This is a genomic window from Deltaproteobacteria bacterium (assembly GCA_013151915.1).
Classification (GTDB): domain Bacteria; phylum BMS3Abin14; class BMS3Abin14; order BMS3Abin14; family BMS3Abin14; genus BMS3ABIN14.
Map to the genome: position 1 here is coordinate 12,642 of JAADHJ010000019.1, position 22,359 is coordinate 35,000.

20 protein-coding genes (1 of these 20 cut by a window edge) are annotated in these 22,359 nt (G+C 55.6%); 7 read left to right on the forward strand and 13 right to left on the reverse strand.

What is annotated here, in order from left to right:
• Window positions 1-4: 4 nt before the first annotated feature.
• Window positions 5-1,063, forward strand: coding sequence for a response regulator (locus GXP52_04245; protein NOY86495.1), 1,059 nt, complete (start codon window positions 5-7; stop codon window positions 1,061-1,063).
• A 29-nt stretch (window positions 1,064-1,092) separates the two neighbouring features.
• Here GXP52_04245 and GXP52_04250 read toward each other — a convergent pair whose 3' ends face one another.
• Window positions 1,093-2,550 (reverse strand): DUF438 domain-containing protein, encoded by a 1,458-nt coding sequence (locus tag GXP52_04250; GenBank protein NOY86496.1) that lies wholly within the window; start codon window positions 2,548-2,550, stop codon window positions 1,093-1,095.
• Between the two features lie 73 nt (window positions 2,551-2,623).
• Entirely contained in the window at window positions 2,624-4,612 is a 1,989-nt protein-coding gene (locus tag GXP52_04255) for a PBP1A family penicillin-binding protein (protein ID NOY86497.1), read from the reverse strand.
• A gap of 205 nt (window positions 4,613-4,817) precedes the next feature.
• On the opposite strand from GXP52_04255, the gene GXP52_04260 reads away from it, so the two are divergent.
• The 3 genes from GXP52_04260 to GXP52_04270 all read left to right on the forward strand — a co-directional run bounded on the left by GXP52_04260 (window position 4,818) and on the right by GXP52_04270 (window position 6,422).
• Window positions 4,818-5,363 carry an HDIG domain-containing protein gene (locus tag GXP52_04260; protein ID NOY86498.1) on the forward strand — a complete coding sequence of 182 codons (546 nt, stop codon included), beginning with the start codon at window positions 4,818-4,820 and terminating at the stop codon, window positions 5,361-5,363.
• On the forward strand, window positions 5,360-5,890 hold the full coding sequence (locus GXP52_04265) for a gamma carbonic anhydrase family protein (protein NOY86499.1): 531 nt from the start codon (window positions 5,360-5,362) through the stop codon (window positions 5,888-5,890). The genes GXP52_04260 and GXP52_04265 overlap by 4 nt, the downstream gene beginning before the upstream one ends.
• 70 nt (window positions 5,891-5,960) lie before the next feature.
• Complete coding sequence (locus GXP52_04270) at window positions 5,961-6,422, forward strand: cyclic nucleotide-binding domain-containing protein (GenBank protein NOY86500.1); 462 nt, start codon at window positions 5,961-5,963, stop codon at window positions 6,420-6,422.
• A 28-nt stretch (window positions 6,423-6,450) separates the two neighbouring features.
• Here GXP52_04270 and GXP52_04275 read toward each other — a convergent pair whose 3' ends face one another.
• The 11 genes from GXP52_04275 to GXP52_04325 all read right to left on the reverse strand — a co-directional run bounded on the left by GXP52_04275 (window position 6,451) and on the right by GXP52_04325 (window position 19,038).
• Window positions 6,451-7,440, reverse strand: a complete 990-nt coding sequence (locus tag GXP52_04275; GenBank protein ID NOY86501.1) for a HEAT repeat domain-containing protein — start codon at window positions 7,438-7,440, stop codon at window positions 6,451-6,453.
• Between the two features lie 8 nt (window positions 7,441-7,448).
• Entirely contained in the window at window positions 7,449-8,870 is a 1,422-nt protein-coding gene (locus GXP52_04280) for an AgmX/PglI C-terminal domain-containing protein (protein NOY86502.1), read from the reverse strand.
• The gene (locus GXP52_04285; GenBank protein NOY86503.1) at window positions 8,870-9,370 is read right to left on the reverse strand and encodes a biopolymer transporter ExbD; all 501 of its coding nucleotides are present in this window, start codon (window positions 9,368-9,370) and stop codon (window positions 8,870-8,872) included. Before GXP52_04285 ends, GXP52_04280 begins: the two co-directional genes overlap by 1 nt.
• A 2-nt stretch (window positions 9,371-9,372) precedes the next feature.
• Entirely contained in the window at window positions 9,373-9,861 is a 489-nt protein-coding gene (locus GXP52_04290; GenBank protein ID NOY86504.1) for a hypothetical protein, read from the reverse strand.
• Complete coding sequence (locus tag GXP52_04295) at window positions 9,862-10,491, reverse strand: MotA/TolQ/ExbB proton channel family protein (GenBank protein ID NOY86505.1); 630 nt, start codon at window positions 10,489-10,491, stop codon at window positions 9,862-9,864. It lies immediately after the preceding gene.
• 180 nt (window positions 10,492-10,671) lie between these two features.
• The gene (locus GXP52_04300) at window positions 10,672-10,962 is read right to left on the reverse strand and encodes a hypothetical protein (GenBank protein ID NOY86506.1); all 291 of its coding nucleotides are present in this window, start codon (window positions 10,960-10,962) and stop codon (window positions 10,672-10,674) included.
• A complete protein-coding gene (locus GXP52_04305) occupies window positions 10,959-12,119 on the reverse strand; it encodes a tetratricopeptide repeat protein (protein NOY86507.1) in 1,161 nt (386 codons plus the stop codon). The genes GXP52_04300 and GXP52_04305 overlap by 4 nt, the downstream gene beginning before the upstream one ends.
• Complete coding sequence (locus tag GXP52_04310; protein NOY86508.1) at window positions 12,116-15,028, reverse strand: tetratricopeptide repeat protein; 2,913 nt, start codon at window positions 15,026-15,028, stop codon at window positions 12,116-12,118. Before GXP52_04310 ends, GXP52_04305 begins: the two co-directional genes overlap by 4 nt.
• Window positions 15,025-16,998, reverse strand: coding sequence for a tetratricopeptide repeat protein (locus tag GXP52_04315; protein ID NOY86509.1), 1,974 nt, complete (start codon window positions 16,996-16,998; stop codon window positions 15,025-15,027). Before GXP52_04315 ends, GXP52_04310 begins: the two co-directional genes overlap by 4 nt.
• Window positions 16,999-17,580: a hypothetical protein gene (locus GXP52_04320; GenBank protein ID NOY86510.1), complete on the reverse strand. Its 582-nt coding sequence runs from the start codon at window positions 17,578-17,580 to the stop codon at window positions 16,999-17,001.
• Window positions 17,581-17,601: 21 nt separating this feature from the next.
• Entirely contained in the window at window positions 17,602-19,038 is a 1,437-nt protein-coding gene (locus GXP52_04325; GenBank protein ID NOY86511.1) for an OmpA family protein, read from the reverse strand.
• 349 nt (window positions 19,039-19,387) lie between these two features.
• Between GXP52_04325 and GXP52_04330 the strand changes: the two genes are divergently transcribed.
• The 3 genes in view from GXP52_04330 to GXP52_04340 are tightly spaced (at most 14 nt apart) and all read left to right on the forward strand, a layout consistent with a single transcriptional unit that may run on beyond the window.
• Complete coding sequence (locus GXP52_04330; GenBank protein ID NOY86512.1) at window positions 19,388-20,320, forward strand: Ppx/GppA family phosphatase; 933 nt, start codon at window positions 19,388-19,390, stop codon at window positions 20,318-20,320.
• A complete protein-coding gene (locus GXP52_04335) occupies window positions 20,317-21,531 on the forward strand; it encodes a tyrosine--tRNA ligase (GenBank protein NOY86513.1) in 1,215 nt (404 codons plus the stop codon). The genes GXP52_04330 and GXP52_04335 overlap by 4 nt, the downstream gene beginning before the upstream one ends.
• A gap of 14 nt (window positions 21,532-21,545) precedes the next feature.
• Window positions 21,546-22,359 carry the 5' portion of a transglycosylase SLT domain-containing protein gene (locus GXP52_04340; GenBank protein NOY86514.1) on the forward strand. The gene runs 371 nt beyond the window's last position, so 814 of the gene's 1,185 nt are visible here — the first part of the coding sequence; its start codon is at window positions 21,546-21,548; the stop codon falls past the right edge of the window.

A 22,359-nucleotide genomic window follows, 5' to 3' on the forward strand; every position in this document is an offset into this window, starting at 1 on the left:
TCTCTTGGATTATCTGTCCTATGGCCTGAAAATCAAGGATCTGGCGGGCGAGTCGTCGCGTGTGCTTGTAGTCGACGACGATAATTTTCTCAATAAAATCATTGCGGATGCATTGGCGGATAAGAATATCAACGTGGACCAGGCTGAGGACGGGGTGCAGGCCACCCTTCTCCTGGAAAATAATAAGTATGATCTGGTCCTCTGCGATATTGTAATGCCCGGTGTGGATGGATTGAAAATCCTCCATTTCATCCGGGAGAGGGACCCTGAACTGCCGTTCATCATGGTAACCTCTCAATCCGACATGAAAAGTGTCCTGAAAGCCATACGATTGGGGATCTCCGATTACATCACTAAACCGTTTGATGTCCAGGAATTGGGCTGGCGGGTCGAGAAGGCCCTCGAGAGATCGAGGTTGTTGAGGGTGGAGAGGAACTACAAAAAAAATCTTGAACAGATGCTTTTGCAGCAGGCCGAAGAAAATCGGCGCTTGTTTTTTGAGGCTGTTGAATCCCTGGTTAAGACGCTGGAAGCCAAAGACGTGTACACCAGGGGACACTCCATAAGGGTTACTCTATACGCCATGGGGTTTGTTAAACATATCGGTCTGTCATTCGAAGAGGCGACCGATATCCAGGTTGGAGCCCGTCTTCACGATATTGGAAAGATATCTATAAACGATGTCACACTCAACAAGCGTGGAGGGCTCACCGATGAGGAGTACGGAGAGATAAAGAAACATCCCGAGACAAGTTGTTCGATATTAAAACCCATTATCAATGACGAGACACTGGAGATAATTCTGCATCACCATGAAAGGTGGGATGGCCGTGGGTATCCCGAAGAGTTGGCCGGAGAGAAGATCCCTTTCGGGGCCAGGGTGCTTTGCCTGGCAGATGCCTTTGACGCGATTTCATCGGAACGTTCCTACAAGGCGGCCTTGCCTTTCGAGGAAAGCATTGCTGAGATCAAGTCCGGTTCAGGGGCATATTTTTCGCCCGATCTCGTATACGGGTTCATTGAATCCCTGAGGAAGAACCGCAAACTTTACGGGTTTGAATAACCGGGCAGGGTTGGTTATGTTTGCGGTGTTTACCAGTCCAGCAGCCTTCTCTCTCCCTCTAGACTGCGGATCTCCGTCACGTCCTCAGTAGCCTCCAGGCATCCTTCGTAATTTCCTTCCTCGTCCCTGATGGCATAGTAGCGGATGAACAGGAAGCGCCCGTTCATCCGGATCCAGAAATCGGCGGTGTCCTTTTCCCCGTTCCTGAAGGCGTCCAGGATCTTCTGGACGATGTGTACGCTGTCGGGCGGATGGCAGTTCTGCACGGTCCTGCCGATTATCCCCGGGCTCCTTGGGAAAACCCGCTCCTTGTTGGCCGAATAATACCGAACCCTGTCTTCGGCGTCCACAAAGGTGATATCGACGGGCAGGCTCGTCATGATGAGGTTTAGCTGCTTTGGGGTCAGACCGCCTGTGGAAAGCCACAATGAGGCATCTCCCGCCCCATGGCGTTCGGGTGGGGCTGATGCGATGGGTCCTTCGGCCAACCGCCGGCTGTCGGCCGGCTCCACCAGTGCGTATCCGATCTCGTCGCTGCCCTCGAGGACCCTCTCCCAATCCGAAGCGGACAAGGTCTCGAGAACCATTGGAAAAAGGATATTATCTTCCTTGTAGATCATGTCGGCGACAGCGGTGGTCAGAACCTGGCCGTCCACCTCGACGTCCCCGGCCCTTCCTTCGTCAAGCTCTTTTCGCACACCTTTGAGCAGGGCGCGGATGTCATCGTGAATGGCCCACATAACCTTTGAAGGTCCCGTGATCCCGTGGTCCTCCAGGACGGGAAAGAGCTGATTTTCCTTCCTGACGTAGTGTTTCTCTATCTCCGACAGTCGGGCCAGAAGACCCTTGAGTTCGTTGAGCCGGTCTTTAAGGGTCTTTTCGTCGGGTGCCTGACCCAGGTTGGAGAGGAGCATCCTCATGCGATCGTTGACCTCCCCCAGGGCCTGGTTTTCCAGCCGGAAGGTATGGACGGGATGCCCGGGAGGAACCGCCTCCGGCGTTTTGTTCTCGAAGGACTCAGCGAATACCTGTACGTGGACGTCGCAGAGTTTCTTGATCTCATCCTCACCGATCCCGTCCTTTATCAGGGACTGCTCCATCTCGGCGATTTCCGAGGCGCTCACCTCCTGCAGCAGCCGGGCAAAACGGGCTTTCTGTTCCTCCGGCGCCTTTCCCTCGTGAAGCCCCTTGACTATTTCCTTGAGGGTGGCGATCCGTGCTTCCCGATCTTCGGGTATCTGAGAGTTCTTTCCTGATTCGTCATCCGGTGCATGGATAATGGCAGCCGTGATCCTTCGATGGAACTCATCGTAGGACAGCCCGCTCATTTCGGCCGCGTGTTCAAAGGTGGCGAAACGGCCAAGGGTCCTGCGAAGAAGGGGATTCTTCAGTTTATTGAACTCGGGAGAAATATCGGTCAGGACTTTGAGAAGGTGAGGATGTTCCCGCAGTAGAGTCAGGATCTTCGTGTTCTTGTCGATGTTCATCATTACCCCCGCGTCGTTTTCCGTTATTTTTTTAAATAATAGCAGAGATCGGCGGTTTAAGTATTGATATGGATCAAGGTATGGGGGATTGACCGGTTCGTTTGTCCTGTCCGCACTGCCGCGTCGGGGCGGTGCCCGGAAGGAAAGCCTCCACAATACGACTGGAACAGGCGGGCCCCGCCAGGAGACCCGAAACCGGATCGACCTCCACCAGATCGATTCCTTCGGGCACGGGAAATGGTGTCGGAGGCACATCCTCAAGGGCGTTTTCCATGAAATTAATCCAGATGGGAAGGGCCGCCCTGGCCCCTGTTTCTCCGTGTCCGAGATTCTTTGAATGATCAAATCCAACCCATGCTCCGGCAACGAGGCCCGGAACGTAGCCGAGAAACCATGCGTCATGGTAATCATCGGTGGTCCCCGTCTTGCCGGCGGTGGGGCGTCCCATGACTCTGGTCCCCCTGCCGGTCCCGTATTGGTCGACCCCCTCAAGGAGATTGGTCATCTGGAAGGCTACCTGCGGGGAGAGGACGTCCGATAGATGGGAGGAGGCCTCCCAAAGGACGGCGCCTTCACGGTCCTTCACTCTCTTGACGAGATGAGGGCCTGCCAGTATCCCGTTGTTGTCGAAAACGCCGAAGGCGGAGACCATCTGAAGGAGAGAGACATCGAAGGTCCCCAGGGCCATGGACGGGTACGGCTTCAGGTCGGCTGAAATGCCCAGGCGGCGGGCTGTGTCGATGACGGGTTGATAACCGAGGCGGAGCAGCAGGTCAACTGATGCAGCGTTGAGGGACTCCTCAAGGGCCGTTCTCATGGTGACGGGGCCATGGTATCGGCCGGAATAGTTCCTGGGGCTCCAGGGTTCGGATTGGCCCTTGATCGCTATCTCCAAGGGACTGTCATTGAGTATTTCAGAGGGGGTAAAACCGGATGAAAGAGCAGCGGCATAAAGAACGGGTTTAAAAGAGGACCCGGGCTGCCTCTTTGCCTGCGTGGCCCGATTAAACGGCGAGGTGGTAAAGTCCCTTCCTCCAACCATGGCCTTGATCTCCCCGGTGGAGGGGTCCAGGGCGACAAACGCTGCCTGAACGGGTTCCGCACTCTCGCCGGGATGACGCATTCCGTAGCTTTTTAAGCCGTTTTTTACCGCCTTATCCGCATCCTTCTGCATGTCGAGATTCAAGGTTGACTCGATGACAAGGCCGCCACGGTAGATAAGATTGGCGCTGATTCTGGACTCCAGGTTACGCCTGACCATCTCCGTGAAATAGGGGGCAGGGTCTTCCGGGGATGCTGACGGTCGGATGGTAACGCCCTCCTTGATGGTCCGGCGGTAGGTCTCGTCGTTGATGTATCCCTCGTTTAGAAGCCTGAGCAGGACAACCCGCATTCGGGCAACGGCCTTTTCCGGATGATTCAGAGGGGAGTAGAGGGTAGGGGAGCGTGGAAGCCCCGCGATCATGGCGCACTCGGCGAGATCAAGTTCTCTGACGCCCTTGCCGAAATAGGTTCTCGCGGCGGCCTCGACCCCGTAGGCTCCTTCGCCAAGGTAGATCTGATTCAGATACATGGTGAGAATTTCGTCCTTTGAATATCTGCGTTCAATATTTATGGCTAGAATGGCCTCTTTGAGTTTTCGGGTGATAGTTTTTTCAGGGGTCAGGAACAGTACCTTGGCAAGCTGCTGTGTCAGGGTACTGCCCCCTTCGGCCATGCGCAGGGTGGTTACATCCTTCCAGAGGGCACGGGCGATACCCTTCATATCGAGGCCGAAGTGCTGATAGAAGCGGGAATCCTCGACGGCGATAATCGCCTCGATGAGATCTTTCGGTATCTCCCGGAGGGGCACGGGTATTCTGCGCTCGACAAACAGGGAAGAGATGGGTGTCCCATCGTCCGATAGGATGGTCGTGACGGCGCTGGGTTCATAGGTCGCAAGGGCCTCCACCTGCGGGAGATTCTGGGTCAGCGCCAGAAGTGCCCCCAACAGGGCGCCGATCACCATGGCGGCGGCAATGGGAAGCGCCACCCAATGCCATTTGATGTGTCGTAACAGCATAATGCGTACCTTTATCTTCAGCCTGTCATTGCGAGCCGATAATATGCGACGCAATCCCGAAGATCAACAGTTAACTCATCACGCGGAAAGCCTTATAGACTGTTCATAGAGGAGATGAGTGTGATAATATTACAGAACATTATCATTGTTGAAGCGTGAAGCACCAATGGCGCAGGACAGTGGTATATCATGGAGGGATCTGGATATGACGCGTGACGAGGCACAGGACCTGGTGTTCGAGAGGGTCAAGGAGCCCGGCCTGCGGAACCACATGTTGGCTACAGAAGCGGTAATGAAGGCGTTGGCCGCCCATTTCGGTGAGGATCCTGACGAATGGGGTCTGGCGGGGTTGGTTCACGATCTTGACTATACCGAGACGGTAAACGACTTTCCTCATCATGGGTACGTGACGTCCGATATCCTGCGGAAAAAAGGGATTTCCGAGGAGATTCTCCATGCCATTGTCGCCCATGCGGGGCATGTTGCGAGGGAAACCCTCCTTGACCGGGCCCTTTATGCCGCGGACCCTGTCACCGGGTTGATCGTCGCTTCGGCACTGATACGACCGGAGAAAAAACTTGAACCGGTAAAGCTCAAGAGTCTCCGAAAGCGATTCAAGGAAAAGCAGTTCGCCCGCGGGGCTGACAGGGAGCAGATCAGAGCCTGCGAGGAGATGGGATTGGACCTGGAGGAGTTTCTTGGACTAAGCCTGGACTCCATGAAAGGAATTGCGGGGCGGATCGGGCTTTGATGACGAATATTTTTCCTTTCGACGGGACCATGCCTGTCCTTGGAAGCGCCGTATACGTCGCCCCCACAGCAGCCATTACCGGTGACGTCCATGTCGGTGACGATTCCAGTTTCTGGTTCCAGGTTGTTGCCCGGGGGGATGTAAATTTCATCCGGATAGGGAGCCGCACCAATATCCAGGACGGCTCCATTCTTCACGTTACATCGGGAAAATACCCCCTGTTCATCGGGGCCGGGGTGACAATCGGGCATTCCGTCGTTGTTCATGGATGTGAAATAGGGGATGGCTGCCTGATCGGGATCGGCTCCCGCGTACTTGACGGTGCGGTAATTGAAACGGGTGCGATGGTCGGCGCCGGCGCTGTCGTTACGCCCGGGACCGTGATACCGGCTGACCACCTTGCCCTTGGTGTTCCGGCGAAAGTTGTGCGTCACCTCCGTGATTATGAGAGAAAGATGATGGCCGGGACATCGGAGCGTTATGTTAAATTAAAGGATAAATATATTTTGGATATCAATGGGTTATGATAGAAACTTAAAGGTGTTTATATGGATATGCTCCAGTGTCTTTAGAGCAACTTTTTGGGGGAATTGACCCATGGCCAAAATAATACCTCTCCAGAAAAGTGGAACGTTCAAGAGCCTGACCGACCATGAACTTGCGCTGTTTTCCCGGATTGTTTCCGAGGAGAAGCACGAAGCGGGAGACGTTCTCGTGGACGAGAAGATGATGAGCGACAGGTTCTTTTTTATTGAAAAGGGCAAGGCCGTCATCACAGCCCCGAACCTGAAAGGCGGTGGGGAACTTATTCTTGGGGGGTGGGAAACGTTCGGTGAGTGGTCTCTCCTCGGGCCGGAGCATCTTTCCCCCGTGTCGGCCGTGGTAACCGAGCCGTCGAACATCCTCGTTGTCCGGAGAGACGATTTCGAACAGTTCTCCAAGGATCAACCGGCCACGGCCCTTAAGGTACAGCGGGATCTCCTGAAAAAGGTCTGGCGGTCCACCCAGCTGGTTTCCGTATTTTTGGGGCTTTCCGGAGTCGAGCCCGGTGGAGCGTAGAGGAATCAGTCCAGAGTCCAGACCCTTCCTACTTAAGCATACGATACCTGTCACCGATCTTCTCAAGTACGATCCCCCGTTTACCGAGGATCTGATGGGCCAGTTCTCTTACCACCGTGCTGTCGTCGTCTAGGAGGTCGGCAATGGCCGATATGTCCGAATCCACGGCGTTTGATGAGATTGCATTGAGGCTGATGTAGCGAACCCGTTTATCCGGATCTCCGAGGCTGTTCAGAAATGCCTGCTTGGCATCCCGGTTGATACCCAGTTTTGACAGGGCTTCTCCACATCGAAAGCGAACGAGGTCGGAGGAATCGAAGAGGAGGCCGTTTATGAGGTTTTCGCGCGCGGCGGGTTCTCCCAGTTGACCCAGGGAGGTGGCGGCAAGGGAACGGACAACGGGGTCTTCATCTGATTCAAGCACTTTCATGAGGGGGTGTAGAGCCCCCACCGATCCAAGATTTCCAAGAGCCTGTGCGGCTGTTCCCCTCGTGAGAGAGTTGTGTGGTCTTTCCAGGTACCGCATGATGAATGCGGCTGATGATGGGTCGCCTATCCGGCCTATGCTGCGGATACATCGGGCGAGCAGGGAGATGTTTTCCGTCGACACGGCGGCGCCTATGAGAAACGAGACGGATGACTGTTGGCCCAGGTCCCCAATGGCCCCGGCAGCCGCGATTTTAACCCCTGTATTCGGGTCAATGACAAGAATTCTTTCAAGAACAGGAAGAGCCTTTCGGTCACCCCTTGACCAGATGGCTCCTATAGCATGGCGCCTGATCTTGGGAACAGGGTCATTCTCGGCCATTTTCAGAAGGATTGGAAGGGAGGTAAGTTCCCTGTACGGTTTTATCGCCTGGATAGCGGCGAGGCGAACGGATTGATCTCCCGAACGCAGGTCGTCCAGAAGCGTCTTTGGGAAAACCCCATCCGCTGCCATGGAACCGCTTGGCAGGAGAACTGTAAAAACGGCGAGAAGGAGGGCCAAAGCGAAGAATGTTTGATTTCCACGGGTCATCAGGCCGCCTACATGCTGGGGAAGAAGACCAGGGGGTAGCTCACGGTGACAGTCCCCTCAGGAATTTTGGGAAATTTCCAGCCCAGGACCATGCGGACAAGGGATTCCTCCAGAGGCGGCCATTTCATCTCGGATTCCTGAACCGTGCATTTTATTACATCGCCCTCCGGCGAGATGGAAAAAGCCAGGACGATCTTGCCCCTGAGGGCCGGGTTCTTTCGCAGTTCCCTGTTATAGGCGTACCGGATGGCGCCGGTATGGGAGGCAACGACCCGTGAGATTACTCGGGAGGAGCGTTCGTCCCTCGTCTCGGGGCGAATCACCTCCGTTTTTTCGGCGGGTCCCGGGGCGGCCGTACCACCACCGATGTCAGAAACCTGTATCCGGCCGCCTATACCCTCCCCGGCGATCTTCCCGTCGATGGTTATCAGGCCGCTCCCCGTATCCTCCCGGTTCCCGGTTCCCGATCCGCCGCCGGCCCCTGTTCCGGGTACGGTTATACCACGAACCTCGGAGAGAACCCTGTCGAGGTCGCGTTCCATTTTCTCGTTTAACTGCAGAGCCGTCACGCCTTTTTCCCCTGCCGTTCTTCCGGCGTTGCCTCGGCCGGTGAGGACCCCCAGGACACCGATTCCTGAAACGTGTCGGCGGGTTGTCTCAACTCCGCCGCCGGGGGCAGGAACCTTGGAGGGACCCGGCAGGACCGCCGATTCACGGGTTTCGGCGAGGGGCGTTTCCTTTCCCGTCTTTACCGCTCCACCCGTCTCCGGACCCTTTGGAGCCGATTCCTTTTCGGATGGCCTGATGACGCGGGGGATTGGTGGAGGAGCGGACGGTTCCAGGATGAGCCTTGAGATGCGCCTGGGAAGCTGCTGGAGGGTCCTTATCTCCGGGATAGGGTAATCACGAAGGCCGCGAACGGAAAGGACCTCCAGGGCGAATACGAGGAGTAGAATGGCGGTGAAAACGATATCCGAGGGATCGGGAAACCCGAAACGCAGGCGGAAGGGAACGGTTCCGCACGGGGTGGCCGGGGATACTGTCTGAACCGGGAGCACCTCGCCAAAGGCCATGCGGAACGTAGTGTCCCCGATGGAGAATTCCGCGGACGTATCGTTGTCAAGGGGCATTACGTACCCGGAAGAGGTCTTATGGGCGAGTCCCCAGTGGACCATCTGGTCAAGGCTGAGGGCCGATCCACCCTTCCGGAAGCTGCCGTGAGACCCGGTGGGCAGCTTCAGGATGTACCCCCTGAAGCCCTTTTTGAGGATCGTCAGCCTTCCGTGTTCGCTGTGAGGATCGGGGATATCGCATTTCCAGTCCTTTCCGATGGACAGAGAACGGCCTTTGATGACCGATCTGCCCAGCAGTTGTCCTCCCCTGAAAAGGGATATTTCGGGTCTGAGCTTTTTCACGCCGGGATTTTCCATCACTCCTTGGTGAAAACCGCGAGTGACTGGTTTATGAAACCGGCCTGGCCGCTGGTGTAGAGAATCTTTTTCAATAGTCTGAACGGGATCTCCCTGTCGCCCTCCAGGACCATCCTTCCGGTGAACTTCACGTCCGGGTTTGCGGATGAGATTTCCTCGTATTGCCTGACCCTTTTGGAAAGGTAGTCGTAAAGCTCGGGTATCATCAGAGAATCGGAACTTTCGACCTTTCCCAGGTCAAGGGGGAGAGGAGTCCCGTTAACCACAATAACCTCCTTGGACAGCTCGATGATAAGCCCCGGGACAGGCTGGGATTGAGTTGTGGAGTCGGGGAGGTGCAGGTCGGCGGGAATAGTCAGGATGACGCCTTCGGCCGAATAGGACTTCAGGAGGAAGATGATCAGGATGGTAAACATGTCCAGCATGGAGGTTATGTTCAAAACGACCAGGCTTGGGCTTTTTCTTCTGATACCGCGGCGCTTTGTGGGAGCGTAAGCCATGCTCAGCGGACCTCCACAACCCTGTCGGCGAGGGAGATATCCGGGAAAAGCTCCTTTCCCTCATGTTCCCTTACCGTGTCCATCACCTGAATAATGGTCTGGTAGAGAATGGAACCATCCAGGAGGAGGACGATATCCCGTTTGCCGGGGAATTCCGACTTCAGTTCGGCCAGAGACGCGCCGAGGCCGGACAGGTCCAGACCATCGTCAACCACGTCACGGAACAGTGTCAAGCTGCCTTTTCTCAGGGTCAGTTCCGTTGGGGAGATGGAGATTGCGAGGGTGAAATCGGTCGTTGCACCGGTGTCTCCGGGCTGTTGCATCGACTCCTCGGTGGTTGGCAGATAGAGATTAACGATGCCGACCTGCTGGAATATGGCCGTGAGAAGGAGCATGGGGATAAGGGCGACGAAGAGGCTGAGCAAAGGGGCCAGATTCAGATCCACAATATAGTGGGTTCTCTTTCGCCGGTGGGTCGGTCGGAAGGCCATTTACCTACGGTTCCCTTCGGATGAAGACAGGATGTTGACCATTCTTACCGCCACCCGGTCCACCTGCTCGGTAAGACGGTTCGCCTTGGACTGGAGAAAAGCGTAGAAAAAGAGGCAGGGGATGGCCACTACCAGGCCGAAAGCGGTGGTGTTCAACGCGATTGCGATCCCTTTCGCAAGTACGGCGCCCTTCTGGGAAGCCTCCGCCCCGGCCACGGCGTTAAAGGAATGCATCAGGCCGATGATTGTCCCGAGAAGCCCCAAGAGGGTTGCGACATTGGCCGCCATCGCGAGATAGTGAACCCTCTTTTCGATGAGAGGAAGGACCTCCATCGCCGATTCGTCGACGGCGTTCTGAACCTCTCTCGTGGAGAGCCCCGCGCTTTTTAAGGCGGCATTCACAACTTTGGGGATGGGGGTTCGATCACACAGGTTCAACGCTCCATCGATGTCCCCCTTGTCCGTGAATTCAACGATTTTTCCGAAAAAGGCCTCATCGTCGATGCCGTAACGGATGGCGAGAAAGTATATCCTCTCGATGATAATGGCGGCTGCGAAGATCGAGACGGCCAGGATCGGGTACATGAAGGGCCCTCCATCCCTGAATGCCTGGGCGATAAGTGTTATCATCTTCTTTCCCTCCTAATGCGTTTTCGCGCCGAAAAACAATGTTGATAGGGTCGTAAAAAATTCATCCATGGCTTTTTGCTCAACGGAAAGCGAAAAGTGTCATTTTCACTTTCCTTACAAATCAACAACTTGCGCTGCAAGTCATTGATTTGTGCGCCCATTAATGGGCGCATTGATGACTTATTGCGAAGTCATCAATGTTCGAAGCAGGATCTCTTCCTGTATCCGTTGCGGATCGATATATCGAGCCGCCGGTCCCCGGAAGCTCCTTTCCAGGGGAATGTGGCTGAACCGGATCACGGTTTTTGGAATAATGTAGGTGACCTCGGGGTGTTCGATAATTCCAATGATCCTTGTTTCCTCCATGCGGATATAGTTGCGGTTTTTTCCATCGTCGCCGGGGGATTTTCGCGGGGATAATAACGATAATATGGCCAACAGGACGAATGTCAGCAGTGATTTCCTCGTCATTCCTTCGGTCTCTCCTTCTCCGGCCGTGAGCCGGCCCGGCCGGCCAGGTAATCGATCCACCCCTGCACCCGCTCGGACCCGCCGCCCCTGGAACCGGAAAACTTCCGGTAATGTGCCAGGGCCTTTTCCGGGGACCCCAGGTACAGTTCGTAAAGGACGCCCAGATTCAGGTGAAGATCCGGATCATCCGTGGCATTTATCCCGTCCTCGTACACCGATTCGGCGTCCCTGAAACGACCCCTTCGCCTCAATGTGAGCCCCAGGTCCAGATAACCATCTGGTGATTGTGGAGTCAACTCTATGAATTTCCGGAAATTCTCCTCAGCAACCGGCAGATTTCCCTTCTGGAGGTTGAGAACCCCCAGAAGAAGAACAGTTTCAGGTCCGCCGGGATCCCTGTTAAAAAGGCGTTCCAGGTCCTCTTCCGCCAGGTCCGGCCGGCCCTCCTTCAGTTCGATCTTGGCCCGGGTGCCAAAAAGGGTCGGATTATTGTAATCATCATGGCCCAGTATATCCAGCGCCTCGGAACTGAGTCCAGCGAGATCCAGGGCCACGGCCAGAGTATTCCTCACCATCTCGCTGGAGTTTGCCCTGTCAAATACAGGCTGGAGAACGGGAATGGCGTTGTCCGGCCTGCCGTTTTTTACCCTCATATAGGCAAGACGTTCGGCTGCTTGAATATTCCCCGTGGATTTAAAAACCCGGGCATAATATTTTTCGGCATCGGACATGTTTCCCGTTTTTTCCGCCAGGTCCCCCATGCCGAGAAGAGCGGTCGGGTTACCCGCGTCCAGTTGGAGCGCGTTTTGGAACGCCCGGCGGGCCATGGCGTCCTTTCCCTCATTCAACGCGGCCAGACCGAGCATCAGCCATGGATATGGATGGCTGGGCAGAACTTTCGTGAGCGCGATCATTTCGAGCGTCGTAGGGGTAGTTGATGACCGTTCCCGGTGGGAGATGGTCCCCACTATGTCGGCCAGAATTTTTTTCGCCTCTTCGGAAATATCCACCTCGCCGGCTTTAACCGCACCAGCTGCCACGGGAGGAATTGTTATCCGGACGGGTGGTTGTGAAACCTTGCCGGCGGGGGTCGCGCATCCCCAGGTGAAAAGGGAGAGCAGGCCGACAACGGCCACGGAGGTTATCCTTTTTTTCATGGAGTCGCCTCAGGCTTGTAATCCCTGTTCATAAGCGCCGCCGAGATGCTCTTTATGCTGGGGATTGCGGGCGCCATGATGGGCGGCGGGTGGGCAAGTGTGAGGGGATAGGATACTTTTTCCTCCCGTTCAAAAGCCCATGGGGCAAGGTTGGCCAGCCGCTGGTAGCTTTTTTCGATCCATGGGTTCAGAATCTGAAGCGCTACGGCCCTGTCCACATTGATCCGATAGGCCTTGAGCGCCTTCTCCTCGAAGGGATATGCCTTTTCCTGGAGGAGAAGTTCATACTCTTCGAGTTCTTGCGGTGTGAGCCCATCCGGCTTTGGTGAATTGAGAATCGAATCCTTGAACTCCTCCAGAGCCAGGCCGATATAGTAGTTGGAAGCCGTGCTGACCTCGGCAATATTGTACTTTCCAGCCCCAACGAAGTTCCCGATAACCTCCTGGAGAAGAATTCTCTTCCCCACCGTGGTCTTCTCAAGAGGCGGCTCTATCCTGAGTTCACGGTACCGTGAATATGATTCTTCAGCTATGTGCAGCTGGGATCTGGCCGCATCAGGGGCAAGGCGTTCGGAAAGAGGATTTTCTTTTTGGATGCGGATTACTTCAGCGTATTTTCCCAGGGCTTTGGCCCACATCCCGGCCGACTCCAGGTTTTCGCCCATCAGGAGAAGCTGGCGGGAACGGCGTTCTACCGGTTCGGGCGCCTCCTTGACGGCAAGCGCCCTCAGGGACGCGGCCCTCGCGAATGCCTGTCCCTCGGCGAAAAGGTCGGCCGATTGAATAAGCGCCGAAATACGATCATCACCGGAAGACCGGCCGGCCAGAGCCAGGCTGTCCTCAGCGGCCCTGACCGGGGCGCCCAGGGCCCGGAGGATGTGGACCGAAGTTGTCAAAGCCTCAGAGGCCAGGTCAGATTTTCTGTAGGCGGCGGCCAACTCTTCGAACAGGGATGTGGCTTTCATCTCAAGTCCCATGTTCCTGTAGGTCTGGCCGGCATTGTAAAGGGATATCTGGGCCACGTCGGAATCGGGAAAACGCCTGTAAATGGATTCGAAACGTTCCGCCGCATCGCTGGGTTTTTTCTGTCGGCTCAGTTCCTCGGCATCTTTGAACAGCGAGTATATGAGGAGTTTCTTCGCCTCCGTGCGATCTTCGGGGTCATCGCTTTTTCTCCATGCTTCCCGGAACCACGCTGAGGCCTGTTTGAAATCGTTTTCCTTGAAGAAGGTCTTTGCCATAAGCAGGCGGGCGCCGGCCGACTCCCGGGAGGACGGGTATTTCCGTATGAGGTGCGAAAGGTGTCTCCTGGTCTCCTGATAGCGGGCGGAATTCAGGGAGATACGGGCCAGGGTCAGGATCGCTTTCGGTGTCGCGGGATTTTGAGGCGCGGCTTCTTCAAGAATACTGACCGTCTTGCCCAGGATACTCAGGTCGACCGTTTTTGTCCTGTTGTAAACGTCGGTCTGAAAATTAAAGGATCTGATGGCCGCCGTCTCTGCCCTGCTGATACAGGTCTCCCTCTCCGCCAGGGTGTTCAGGGTGAGTGCAGCCTCCGGATAAGCGTTCATGTCCGCCAGGGTCAGCCCCTTCAGGTACTGGATGTCGCACGGCTCCCGGCCCGAGGTAATCCGGCCGTATTTTTCAAGATCGGCCAGAGCTTTTTCAAGCTCCTTTTCCGTGCCCCCGGCCTGGAACCTTGCGCGGCGGCGCTCAGCCGAGGTTTCCAGGTTCTCAAGGATTGCGGCCATAGCTTCTCCACGCGCCGTTTCCCGAGCCCCTGCATACCATGGGGAGTCGGGGCCCAGAATTTCAGGATAAGATTCGGCCAGGTTAAGGGCCGCGGCCGTATCGCCTTGAATATGGTAGCTTTCGATAAGGTGGGCGAGCACGGCGGGAAGATCCTTTCCACCGGGATATCTCTTGATATAGGTCCTGAAGGTTCCGATTGCTTCAGGGTAGAGGGAACGTTCCTTGTAAAGGTCGGCAAGTCTGAAAAGGATTGCCGGGGCTCGGGAATCCCTGGGTCTGGATGAGAGTTTTTTTGCCAGTGCCGGTGTTCCTCCTTTTTCCGCGTAGGCCCTGGCGATTATGCTTATGGACTCATCCACCAGGCTTCCCGCCGACGGTTCCGGCTTCGCGTCCAGGTCCAAGAGCGAAAAAAAAGTGTCGATGGCCTCTTCGTACCTGTCAAGATTGTAATAACACCACCCGAGCTTATAAATGGCTTTGTCCTTAAAGGTGTTATTATCGCTTTTTGCCGCAATCCGGTAGTGGACGATGGCCTCTTCCAGATTCTCCTTGTCGAAATAGTATTCGCCCAGTCTCATACTTATTTCGAGTGCGTATCGGGTATCCGGATAGAGGTCAATAAGCCTGGAATACCATCCGGCGGCCCGGTCGGCGTCCCCCTGCTCCGTATAACAGTACGCCAGGCCGTAAAGAGCGTCCTCGACGAGGGGATGACGGGGGAAACGGTCAATGAGGGCTTGGTATGCCTCGATGGCCCGGTGAAAATCCGGTTTGGGATCGGCGGCCTCTCCTTTTTCATCCAGGAACTTCTGGATTCTCACTCTCTCCGTCTCGAACAGAAGCTCGGCGAGCCGGAAAGACGCTTCGGCCATGTAATCGTTGCGGTTTTCCGGAAAACGCTTGAGGAGTGATTCATAAAGTTCGATACTTCTCAAACGGGCTTCGGACTCCTGCCTGGCCAGAAAAGCCGCCCCCCCATGTTTTCTGCCGGTGATGAGCCGGTTGATGGATGTTTCCTCCGTTTTTCTGGCCCGGTCTATTTCCATCAAGAGCTTTGCCTCGCGTTCTCTGGGCGTCATGAGGGAATTGTTCGTGGGGGCTGTAGCGCATCCGGTTATCAGGAGGATTATGACCGTGGCGGCAATGGACTTTCTCATCTGGCAGTTTTCCGCATGGCCTGTAATGTTTTCTCCATCCGATGGATCTCTATATCTGCCGCTGTGAATACGGCCCTGGCATCTGCTTCCCTTAAAGCGGATTTGGAACTTTCCGCGATCTCAAGCAGTCTTGAATCCCTCAGCGCCGCAGTCCTGGAAAGGAAGGTGGAGATCCTTTCCATGGTTGCCGTCCCCATCTGTTTGATCCGGTGATTCAGGTCGTCCCTGGCCTGAAGCAGCCGGTCCCGCCGTTCCAGAAGAAGACTGACGGCCTTTTCATTTTTTCTCCGCAGGAGGCTGATGAGACTCATTTCCCTGGAAACCCTGGAAGAGGATTCCCTCTCGAAATTCATCGCCTCACCCTTGGCGATGAGCCAGACCCTTCCTTCAAGGGCTTGCAGAGAGGAGCGTATCCGGCGCAGGGAGGATCTGGATGAGACCAGCCCTTCATATGCGTTTTTTCTTATGCGGTTAATCTGTTCTTCCTCCCCGGAAGCGGGAATGGAGCTTTTAATGCTGTCGATGATCCCGTAAAAGCCCCGGACTTTCCCTGCGTTGGCTGTAACACTTTCAAGACGCTCCTGAGAGGCGCGGATCCTTGTGAGTAATTTTAATGCTTCCTTGGGCGCAAAATCTTTAAGTGAGTTCCTTTCGAGGGCCTGGATGACATCTTTCCTGAAAGAGGGAAGACGGGTCAGGGCGGACTGCAGCAGGACCCGGGTTTCCTTTGTCTCCTGGAGCTGCTTTTCGGTAAACCGGATCTCACGCTGGAGGAGTTCAACGGATCCCGCGCTCTTTTCCCGGAGCCTCCCCGCCTCATTCAGGAGCTTTTCGCCCCCTTCTATCAGGGTTGACATCCATCGTACCTGGGGATCCCGGGAAGCCTGGATCAACCACTGAAGGATAAATCCAGGTGTTTTATTCAGGATTTCGGGGTCAGGTTGCATGCCCCGCAGGGCGTCACCCAGAAGGACGATGAGATCGGAACCCGGTTTGAAGTCGGAAGCCTGGAGGGACCCCAGCCAAACGCGGACCTCCGTCAGGTGTTTCGATTCCCTCGTCAGAAGTTGGGCCGCGTTGCTGTAAAGTCCTAATTCCCTGTAACAGAGCGCCAGATCGATCACCCCTTTCCTGGCGGCTGGGGAGTCGGGATAGTTGTAGATGAGTTCCTGGAGCCTCACCGCGGCCCCGGTCAGATCATCCCTTCGAATAAGCACCCATGACTGGCCATGCAGAGCCTCGGGCGCATAGGGGCTGGAGGGTGGAAGGGCAAGGAAGGAGCTTCGGGCGAGTTTGAGATTCCCCGATTCCAGGTAGTCATACCCCCTGAGAAGGTAGATGAGATCTGTTATGGGGGTTGTCTCGGTGGTTTTGAAAGAGGCCAGGATGGAGGCCGAGTCCTCCCAACGGTTTAACGCTGCATAACTCTGGGCGATGGCGGCAGTGGCCAGCGCGCTCTGATCCGTACCATCCTTTTTTACCGATTCGAAAAGTGCGATGGCTCTTTTCCCCTTACCTTCCCGCAGGAGAAGAGAACCGAGGTAAAGCGCCGTTTTATCTGTAATTCTACCGTCAAGATCCGGGGGGACAGGTGGAGGAGGGAGTCCGGGCATTGATCCCATCAGCTGGATATATCGAACAAGGGAAGCGTTCCACAACGGCTCTTCAGGTGACTTTGCGGCAATTGCTCCGGCGTAGGCCTCGGCCGCCCTGGAGAAAAGGCCAAGGGATCTCAATGCTTCTCCCCGGTAATAAAGGGCCTTTACGCCTACGGACCTCGTTGTGGAAGTAAGCCTGATTACATCCATGACATCGTTTTTCATGTAACGGCCGATTACCAGGCGGTCCAGAAGGCCCTGGTCAAGCGGCGCCCATCGTCTGCCGTCAAGGGTAATTCCCGCCCGGACAGGGGCGATCCCGGTGGTTATCAGAAATAGAAGACTGAACGTCAGTGGGCGCAATCTTTTCAATCAGTGTTCCTTTGACCAGTATCTGGCGGTCAGGTCGAAGCTCTTCCCCATCTTTTCCCGGTTTGTCCGAAAGAGGTTGATCTCCATGAAATTGGCCGAGGCCCTGCGCGGCTCAAATTTGAAAACGGCGGATAACGTCTCAACCTTGAGGGAGGGTTTCACCTCCGTCTGTATCTGACACCTGACATCCAGATTGTGAGGGCCGGGCTCCATTATGCCGGAGTATATCTCCAGCGATCCCCCCCGGATAAGGAGGAAACGATCGGCCTCCGACAACTGCCTGGTGACAAGGGGGTGGTCATCCATGCGGATTTCAAGAGAAAGGGGGATGGCCCGGATCCGGCCGCCGGATGAGAAGAACAGTGATACCGAGGTGATTTTGGGATCAACGAGGTCCTCCAGGAGGCTGTTCACCTTCTTCTCGATTGTATTGAGTCTCTGCTCTATCTGGGACAGCTCGGTTTCGAGGCCGCTGATTGATCCTTTTCCGGTTTCCGCTCCGAAGCTGACGGTAGGAGCGGCAAAAACGATGAGAAAAAAAATCGCGGTCAGGAGAGAAAAAAATCCCGATATGGTTTTCATGCGTCCTCCCGGTTAACCCTGCTATTTTGAAATAAAGTATCCATTTGGAATGGAAACCCGGGTTACAGTCCACCTGGAGTTGATTCCGGGTGACATGGTGAACGGTCCGAAGATGCGCGTAATGCGCCTGGAAGGTTCAGCCGGGTGAAGAACAACCGTCACCTGGGCCTTGCATGGAATGCCTTTCAGCGAATGATGATAGCGGGCCCCGATTGTATAGATCCCTTTCGGGCCGCCCGCGAAGGTAAAGACCTCAGGTCCGAAACCATCCTTGTCGTCCAGATCAAGTCCGCCCCCGGGTATGGCCTCGCTGTTGTCATATGGGTCCAGGGCGCGATAGTAGGTGTGTTTCCCTTCAGGCCCCCAGACGTGAAGATCAAGATCAACCCCGGGCTTGTCCCATGTGAGGAAAACGACCATGTCCTTGGGAGCCATGTTGATGGTTTTTACGGAAATGTCAGGGCTTGTGGCGGTCTTGCCGAAAATGTCCAGCGCCTCGACCCTCAGTTTGTTCTTCTCCCGGATGAGGACGATCGGTTGAGAAAACCGTCCCTGCCCGTCTACCTCAATGCGTCTGGGAGAGCCGTTAAGGAAGAGGAAGCTCTCCTTGAGGACGGTTTTTGACATGATCTGCCCGCTGACCTGAACCACAGGGGAAATGGTGGTGTTGAACACGTCCCCATCCCTTGGATGGGCCAATTTTACCTGCGGCGGGGGCGGAATGTAAACGATCTTGACCTGGTCCCTTCCAGACCTTCCGGACCGGTCCCACGCCATGATCTCAATGAGGTTGTCACCTTTTTCCAGGACTATCTCGCTTTCCACCCTGGATTTGTTGACGGCGATGAGGCTCGAAATTCCGTTCACGGTCAGAAGAGCGGTGTTGGAATCACCCTCAACGATGGCATTTACCCGCTGGTAGGCCCGGCTGACGGTTCCTGCCCGTGGTTCCAGAATGAGGACCTTGCCTGGATTGACATTCGGTTGGGGAACCGGTTTTATCACTTTTCCCCCGGGGGATGCCAGGCTTATGATCACCCGTCTGTTCAGGTTCTGCGCGTCGAGGTCACCGTGGCTGATCAGCGCCCCGCTTTCCCCTGCCGATCTGACGTCGATGCGGTCCTCCGGAAATCCGGAGACGGTCGCCAACTGGTCGGCGACTTCATGGGCATAGTAATATCCAATGCTGATATTTTCCTCAGGAGAGCCGAAGGTGTCGGTGTGTCCGGTTACGACGATGATGAGAGAGAGGTCCTTCCTGACGCGGTCCCGCATGCGCAAAAGGCGGTCCTTGACGTCCGCACCAGCCTGATCGGCAAGCCAGCCGGCAGGAACATCCACGGAGATGTCCTCGCCGGACGTCCCGGGGCCTTTGACCACCGGTGACCGGGCCAAGGCGCCTGTTACCATTGACAAGAATACAAGGATACTCAAAAGCGCGAGAGGTGTCCGGTTCATCGGAACCTTATTAACACGCCGCCCATAGGGTTTCAAGGATTCCGGGCGTCAACCGTTGATAGGGTCGCAAAAAGTCCATTCGCGGCTTTTTGCTCCACGGAAAGCGAAAAGCGTCGTTTCCGCTTTCCTCACAAATCAACGACTTGTCCCGCAAATCGATGACCTGCGGAACAAGCCATTGATTTGGGCGCCCTTCAACGGGCGCATTGATGACTTTTTGCGAAGTCATCAATCGTTCCCTGGATGAAAAACGGATGATATAGTGTCTATTCGGGTGTCCAGGTATCGAAGTAGGCCTCTGGACACTGGACTCTGGACTATTGAATTAGCCCCGGCGGGAGGTGACGTCATGAAGGTCGCGGCGTTCGACGTTGGAACCAATACCATCAGGTGCCTTGTCGCGCGATCTTCCGGGGATGTATTGGAGCCTTTGAAGATATTCCGCAGGATCACCCGTTTGGGTAAGGGGTTGAGAAAGAGCCGTCAACTGTCGGCCGGACCGGTTGACATGACCCTTCGTGCCCTCAGGGACTTTTCCGAAGAACTTGAGAGCAGGAACGTTGCACGGGCCTGGGCTGTCGGAACCAGTGCGCTGAGGGATGCACCGGCCCGGGTGGAAATTCTTGAAAAGGCCGAAGAGGCCCTGGGCTTCCCCCTGGAGGTCATCTCGGGGGAGGAAGAGGCACGCCTGACCGCCCTGGGGGTCCAGGGCGGCATAGGGCGAATTGAGGATGGTATGGTCGTCGATATCGGGGGGGGGAGCACAGAGGTCGTTCGAATCATCTCCGGCGCCGTTCGATGGTGGAAAAGCATGCCTGTTGGGGTTGTTCACCTGACGGAAGCCTGCCTGCGTTCCGACCCACCGCTTTTGGAGGAGATCCGGCGAATGCGGAAAAAGATAGAACAGTTTATCGGCCAACTTCCCGCCGGAGGAAAGACTCTCGCCGCCACGGCAGGCACGCCGACTACCTTGGCGGCCCTTGATTTGGGCATTGACGAATACGATCCTACTCTGGTAAATGGTCACGTCCTTTCCCTGGACCGGGTCAATGAACTCACCGACACCCTGATTCGAATGAAGATCGTGGAGAGGCTCGGCCTTCCAGGGATGGAGAAGGGGAGGGAGGACCTTATCCCCGCCGGATCGGTAATGATCGGACAGTTCATGAAGCACTGGGGGCTCCTTGAAATGATCGTCAGCGACTGGGGACTTCTGGAGGGAGTGGCCATGGAGGCCGCCACGGGAAGAGGGTATACATTGGACACTGGACTTAAAATATGAACAGAAAGAGTGAAGTAAAAAGACAGATGGACCTTATAGGCCGCGGTGCGGTGGACCTGATCTCCGCCGGGGAGATGGCCGCCAAACTGGAAAAGTCCCTTGATACCGGGGTCCCCCTCAGAATAAAGGCGGGATTCGATCCCACGGCACCGGATCTTCATCTGGGGCACACGGTTCTCCTGCAGAAGATGAGGCATTTTCAGGATCTGGGACACCAGGTGGTCTTTCTCATCGGGGATTTTACGGGGATGATCGGGGACCCGACAGGGCGGTCCGAGACAAGGGTGGCTCTGACAGAGGAGCAGGTATTGAAAAATGCTGAGACCTATCAGGAACAGACCTTTAAAATTCTGGATCCCGACCGAACCGAGGTCGCTTTCAACAGCTCGTGGATGAAAAAGATGAACGCCGACGACCTCGTCGATCTGGCGGCACGCTATAGTGTGGCCAGGATGCTGGAGAGAGACGACTTCAAAAAGAGATATTCGGAGCAGCGCCATATCAGTATCCACGAGTTTCTCTATCCCCTGATTCAGGGCTACGACTCCGTGGCGCTGAAAGCGGATGTGGAACTGGGTGGGACCGATCAGAAGTTCAACCTTCTTGTGGGAAGGGATCTCCAGAGGTCCTATGGTCAGGTCCCTCAGGTGGTCATCACCATGCCGCTCCTGGAAGGGACGGATGGAGTTCACAAGATGAGCAAATCATACAACAACTATGTGGGGGTCAGCGAGCCTGCCGCTGAAATTTACGGAAAGCTCATGTCGATATCGGACGAACTGATGCTGCGTTATTACGAGCTTTTAAGTGCCGTAAGCAATCGGGACCTGAAAAAGCTGCGAAGCGACCTTGAGACGGAAAAGGTCCACCCCATGGATGCCAAACGCGCTCTGGCTTTGGAGCTTGCCGCCCGTTACCATGGAGAGGAAGAGGGTAAAAAGGCCGAAGACGCCTTTAACAGGGTTTTCAGCCGGGGAGAAACTCCGGAGAGTATGCCTGTATTCCACCTCCTGGGGCGGAAGATCTGGATTGCCAGGATCATGCAGGAGAGCGGACTTGTCCCCAGCACCTCCGAGGCGATGCGCCTTATACGGTCAGGGGGGGTCCGGCTGGACGGAAAGAAGCTGTCGGATACCAAGCTGGAGGTTGAATCCGGTGGGGAAAAGATACTCAAGGTGGGAAAGATGCGATTCCTCCGGATCGTCGACTAAGAGGCGTATCTTTAATGAATTTAAAAAATGGTCTGAATTTCCGGGGAATCGTGGTGTGGACCCTTGTGGTCTTCGGCGCTGGAATGTCTATCCTGGAGATTTCCACCCGGGCGGACGCCTGGACAGCCCTGTTCTCAAACAGCTCGCTGACAGTTGATTCCGACCTTATAGTGAAACCCGGTCCGGGTGCTTTCGCGGATGGTCCCCTTGCCAGAAGGGCCATCGAGCGTGCCTACACGAAAGAGGTCAGGGTCCAGTTGAACCACCTGCTCACAGTAAAGAGGGAGGACATCCGCAGGTCCATCTCCCTCTCCTCAAGATATGTGAAGCATATGGAGCCCGTCCTGAAACAGAACGGGCTCCCTGCCGAATTGGCCTATCTGTGCATAATCGAGAGCGGTTACCGCTCCTTCGCCAGGAGCCATGCCGGGGCAACAGGGATGTGGCAAATGATCCGGGCGACTTCACGGCGCTTTGGGCTGCGGACGGACGCGTGGGAGGACCAGAGGCTCGATTTTGTCATGAGCACAGAGGGAGCTGCCCGCTACTTCAAATACCTGAAGAAACGTTTCCACGATTGGGACCTCGTTCTGGCCGCCTATAATGCCGGTGAAGGCAGGGTGCAGGCAGCCATCAACAGGGCCAGGCGGATGGGTCTTAAGGGCGACTTCGAGGACCTGCAGCTGCCCCGGGAGACCAGGATTTACGTCCCCGCATTTTATGCCTCACTGCTTGTGGTAATGGAACCGGAAAGATACGGTATTTTCCCGGACTATCAGCCTCCCATTGACTTCCAGGAGGTCAATGTCCCGGGGGGGGTGAAGCTTG

Bases quoted from the DNA above. Each gene is read 5' to 3' on its own strand.
- GXP52_04310 (NOY86508.1), bottom strand. From the start codon at position 15,028: ATGAGAAAGTCCATTGCCGCCACGGTCATAATCCTCCTGATAACCGGA.
- GXP52_04250 (NOY86496.1), bottom strand. From the start codon at position 2,550: ATGAACATCGACAAGAACACGAAGATCCTGACTCTACTGCGGGAACAT.
- GXP52_04255 (NOY86497.1), bottom strand. From the start codon at position 4,612: ATGCTGTTACGACACATCAAATGGCATTGGGTGGCGCTTCCCATTGCC.
- GXP52_04270 (NOY86500.1), top strand. From the start codon at position 5,961: ATGGCCAAAATAATACCTCTCCAGAAAAGTGGAACGTTCAAGAGCCTG.
- GXP52_04325 (NOY86511.1), bottom strand. From the start codon at position 19,038: ATGAACCGGACACCTCTCGCGCTTTTGAGTATCCTTGTATTCTTGTCA.
- GXP52_04295 (NOY86505.1), bottom strand. From the start codon at position 10,491: ATGATAACACTTATCGCCCAGGCATTCAGGGATGGAGGGCCCTTCATG.
- GXP52_04280 (NOY86502.1), bottom strand. From the start codon at position 8,870: ATGGAAAATCCCGGCGTGAAAAAGCTCAGACCCGAAATATCCCTTTTC.
- GXP52_04305 (NOY86507.1), bottom strand. From the start codon at position 12,119: ATGAAAAAAAGGATAACCTCCGTGGCCGTTGTCGGCCTGCTCTCCCTT.
- GXP52_04300 (NOY86506.1), bottom strand. From the start codon at position 10,962: ATGACGAGGAAATCACTGCTGACATTCGTCCTGTTGGCCATATTATCG.
- GXP52_04335 (NOY86513.1), top strand. From the start codon at position 20,317: ATGAACAGAAAGAGTGAAGTAAAAAGACAGATGGACCTTATAGGCCGC.
- GXP52_04330 (NOY86512.1), top strand. From the start codon at position 19,388: ATGAAGGTCGCGGCGTTCGACGTTGGAACCAATACCATCAGGTGCCTT.
- GXP52_04290 (NOY86504.1), bottom strand. From the start codon at position 9,861: ATGGCCTTCCGACCGACCCACCGGCGAAAGAGAACCCACTATATTGTG.
- GXP52_04275 (NOY86501.1), bottom strand. From the start codon at position 7,440: ATGACCCGTGGAAATCAAACATTCTTCGCTTTGGCCCTCCTTCTCGCC.
- GXP52_04260 (NOY86498.1), top strand. From the start codon at position 4,818: ATGACGCGTGACGAGGCACAGGACCTGGTGTTCGAGAGGGTCAAGGAG.
- GXP52_04285 (NOY86503.1), bottom strand. From the start codon at position 9,370: ATGGCTTACGCTCCCACAAAGCGCCGCGGTATCAGAAGAAAAAGCCCA.
- GXP52_04320 (NOY86510.1), bottom strand. From the start codon at position 17,580: ATGAAAACCATATCGGGATTTTTTTCTCTCCTGACCGCGATTTTTTTT.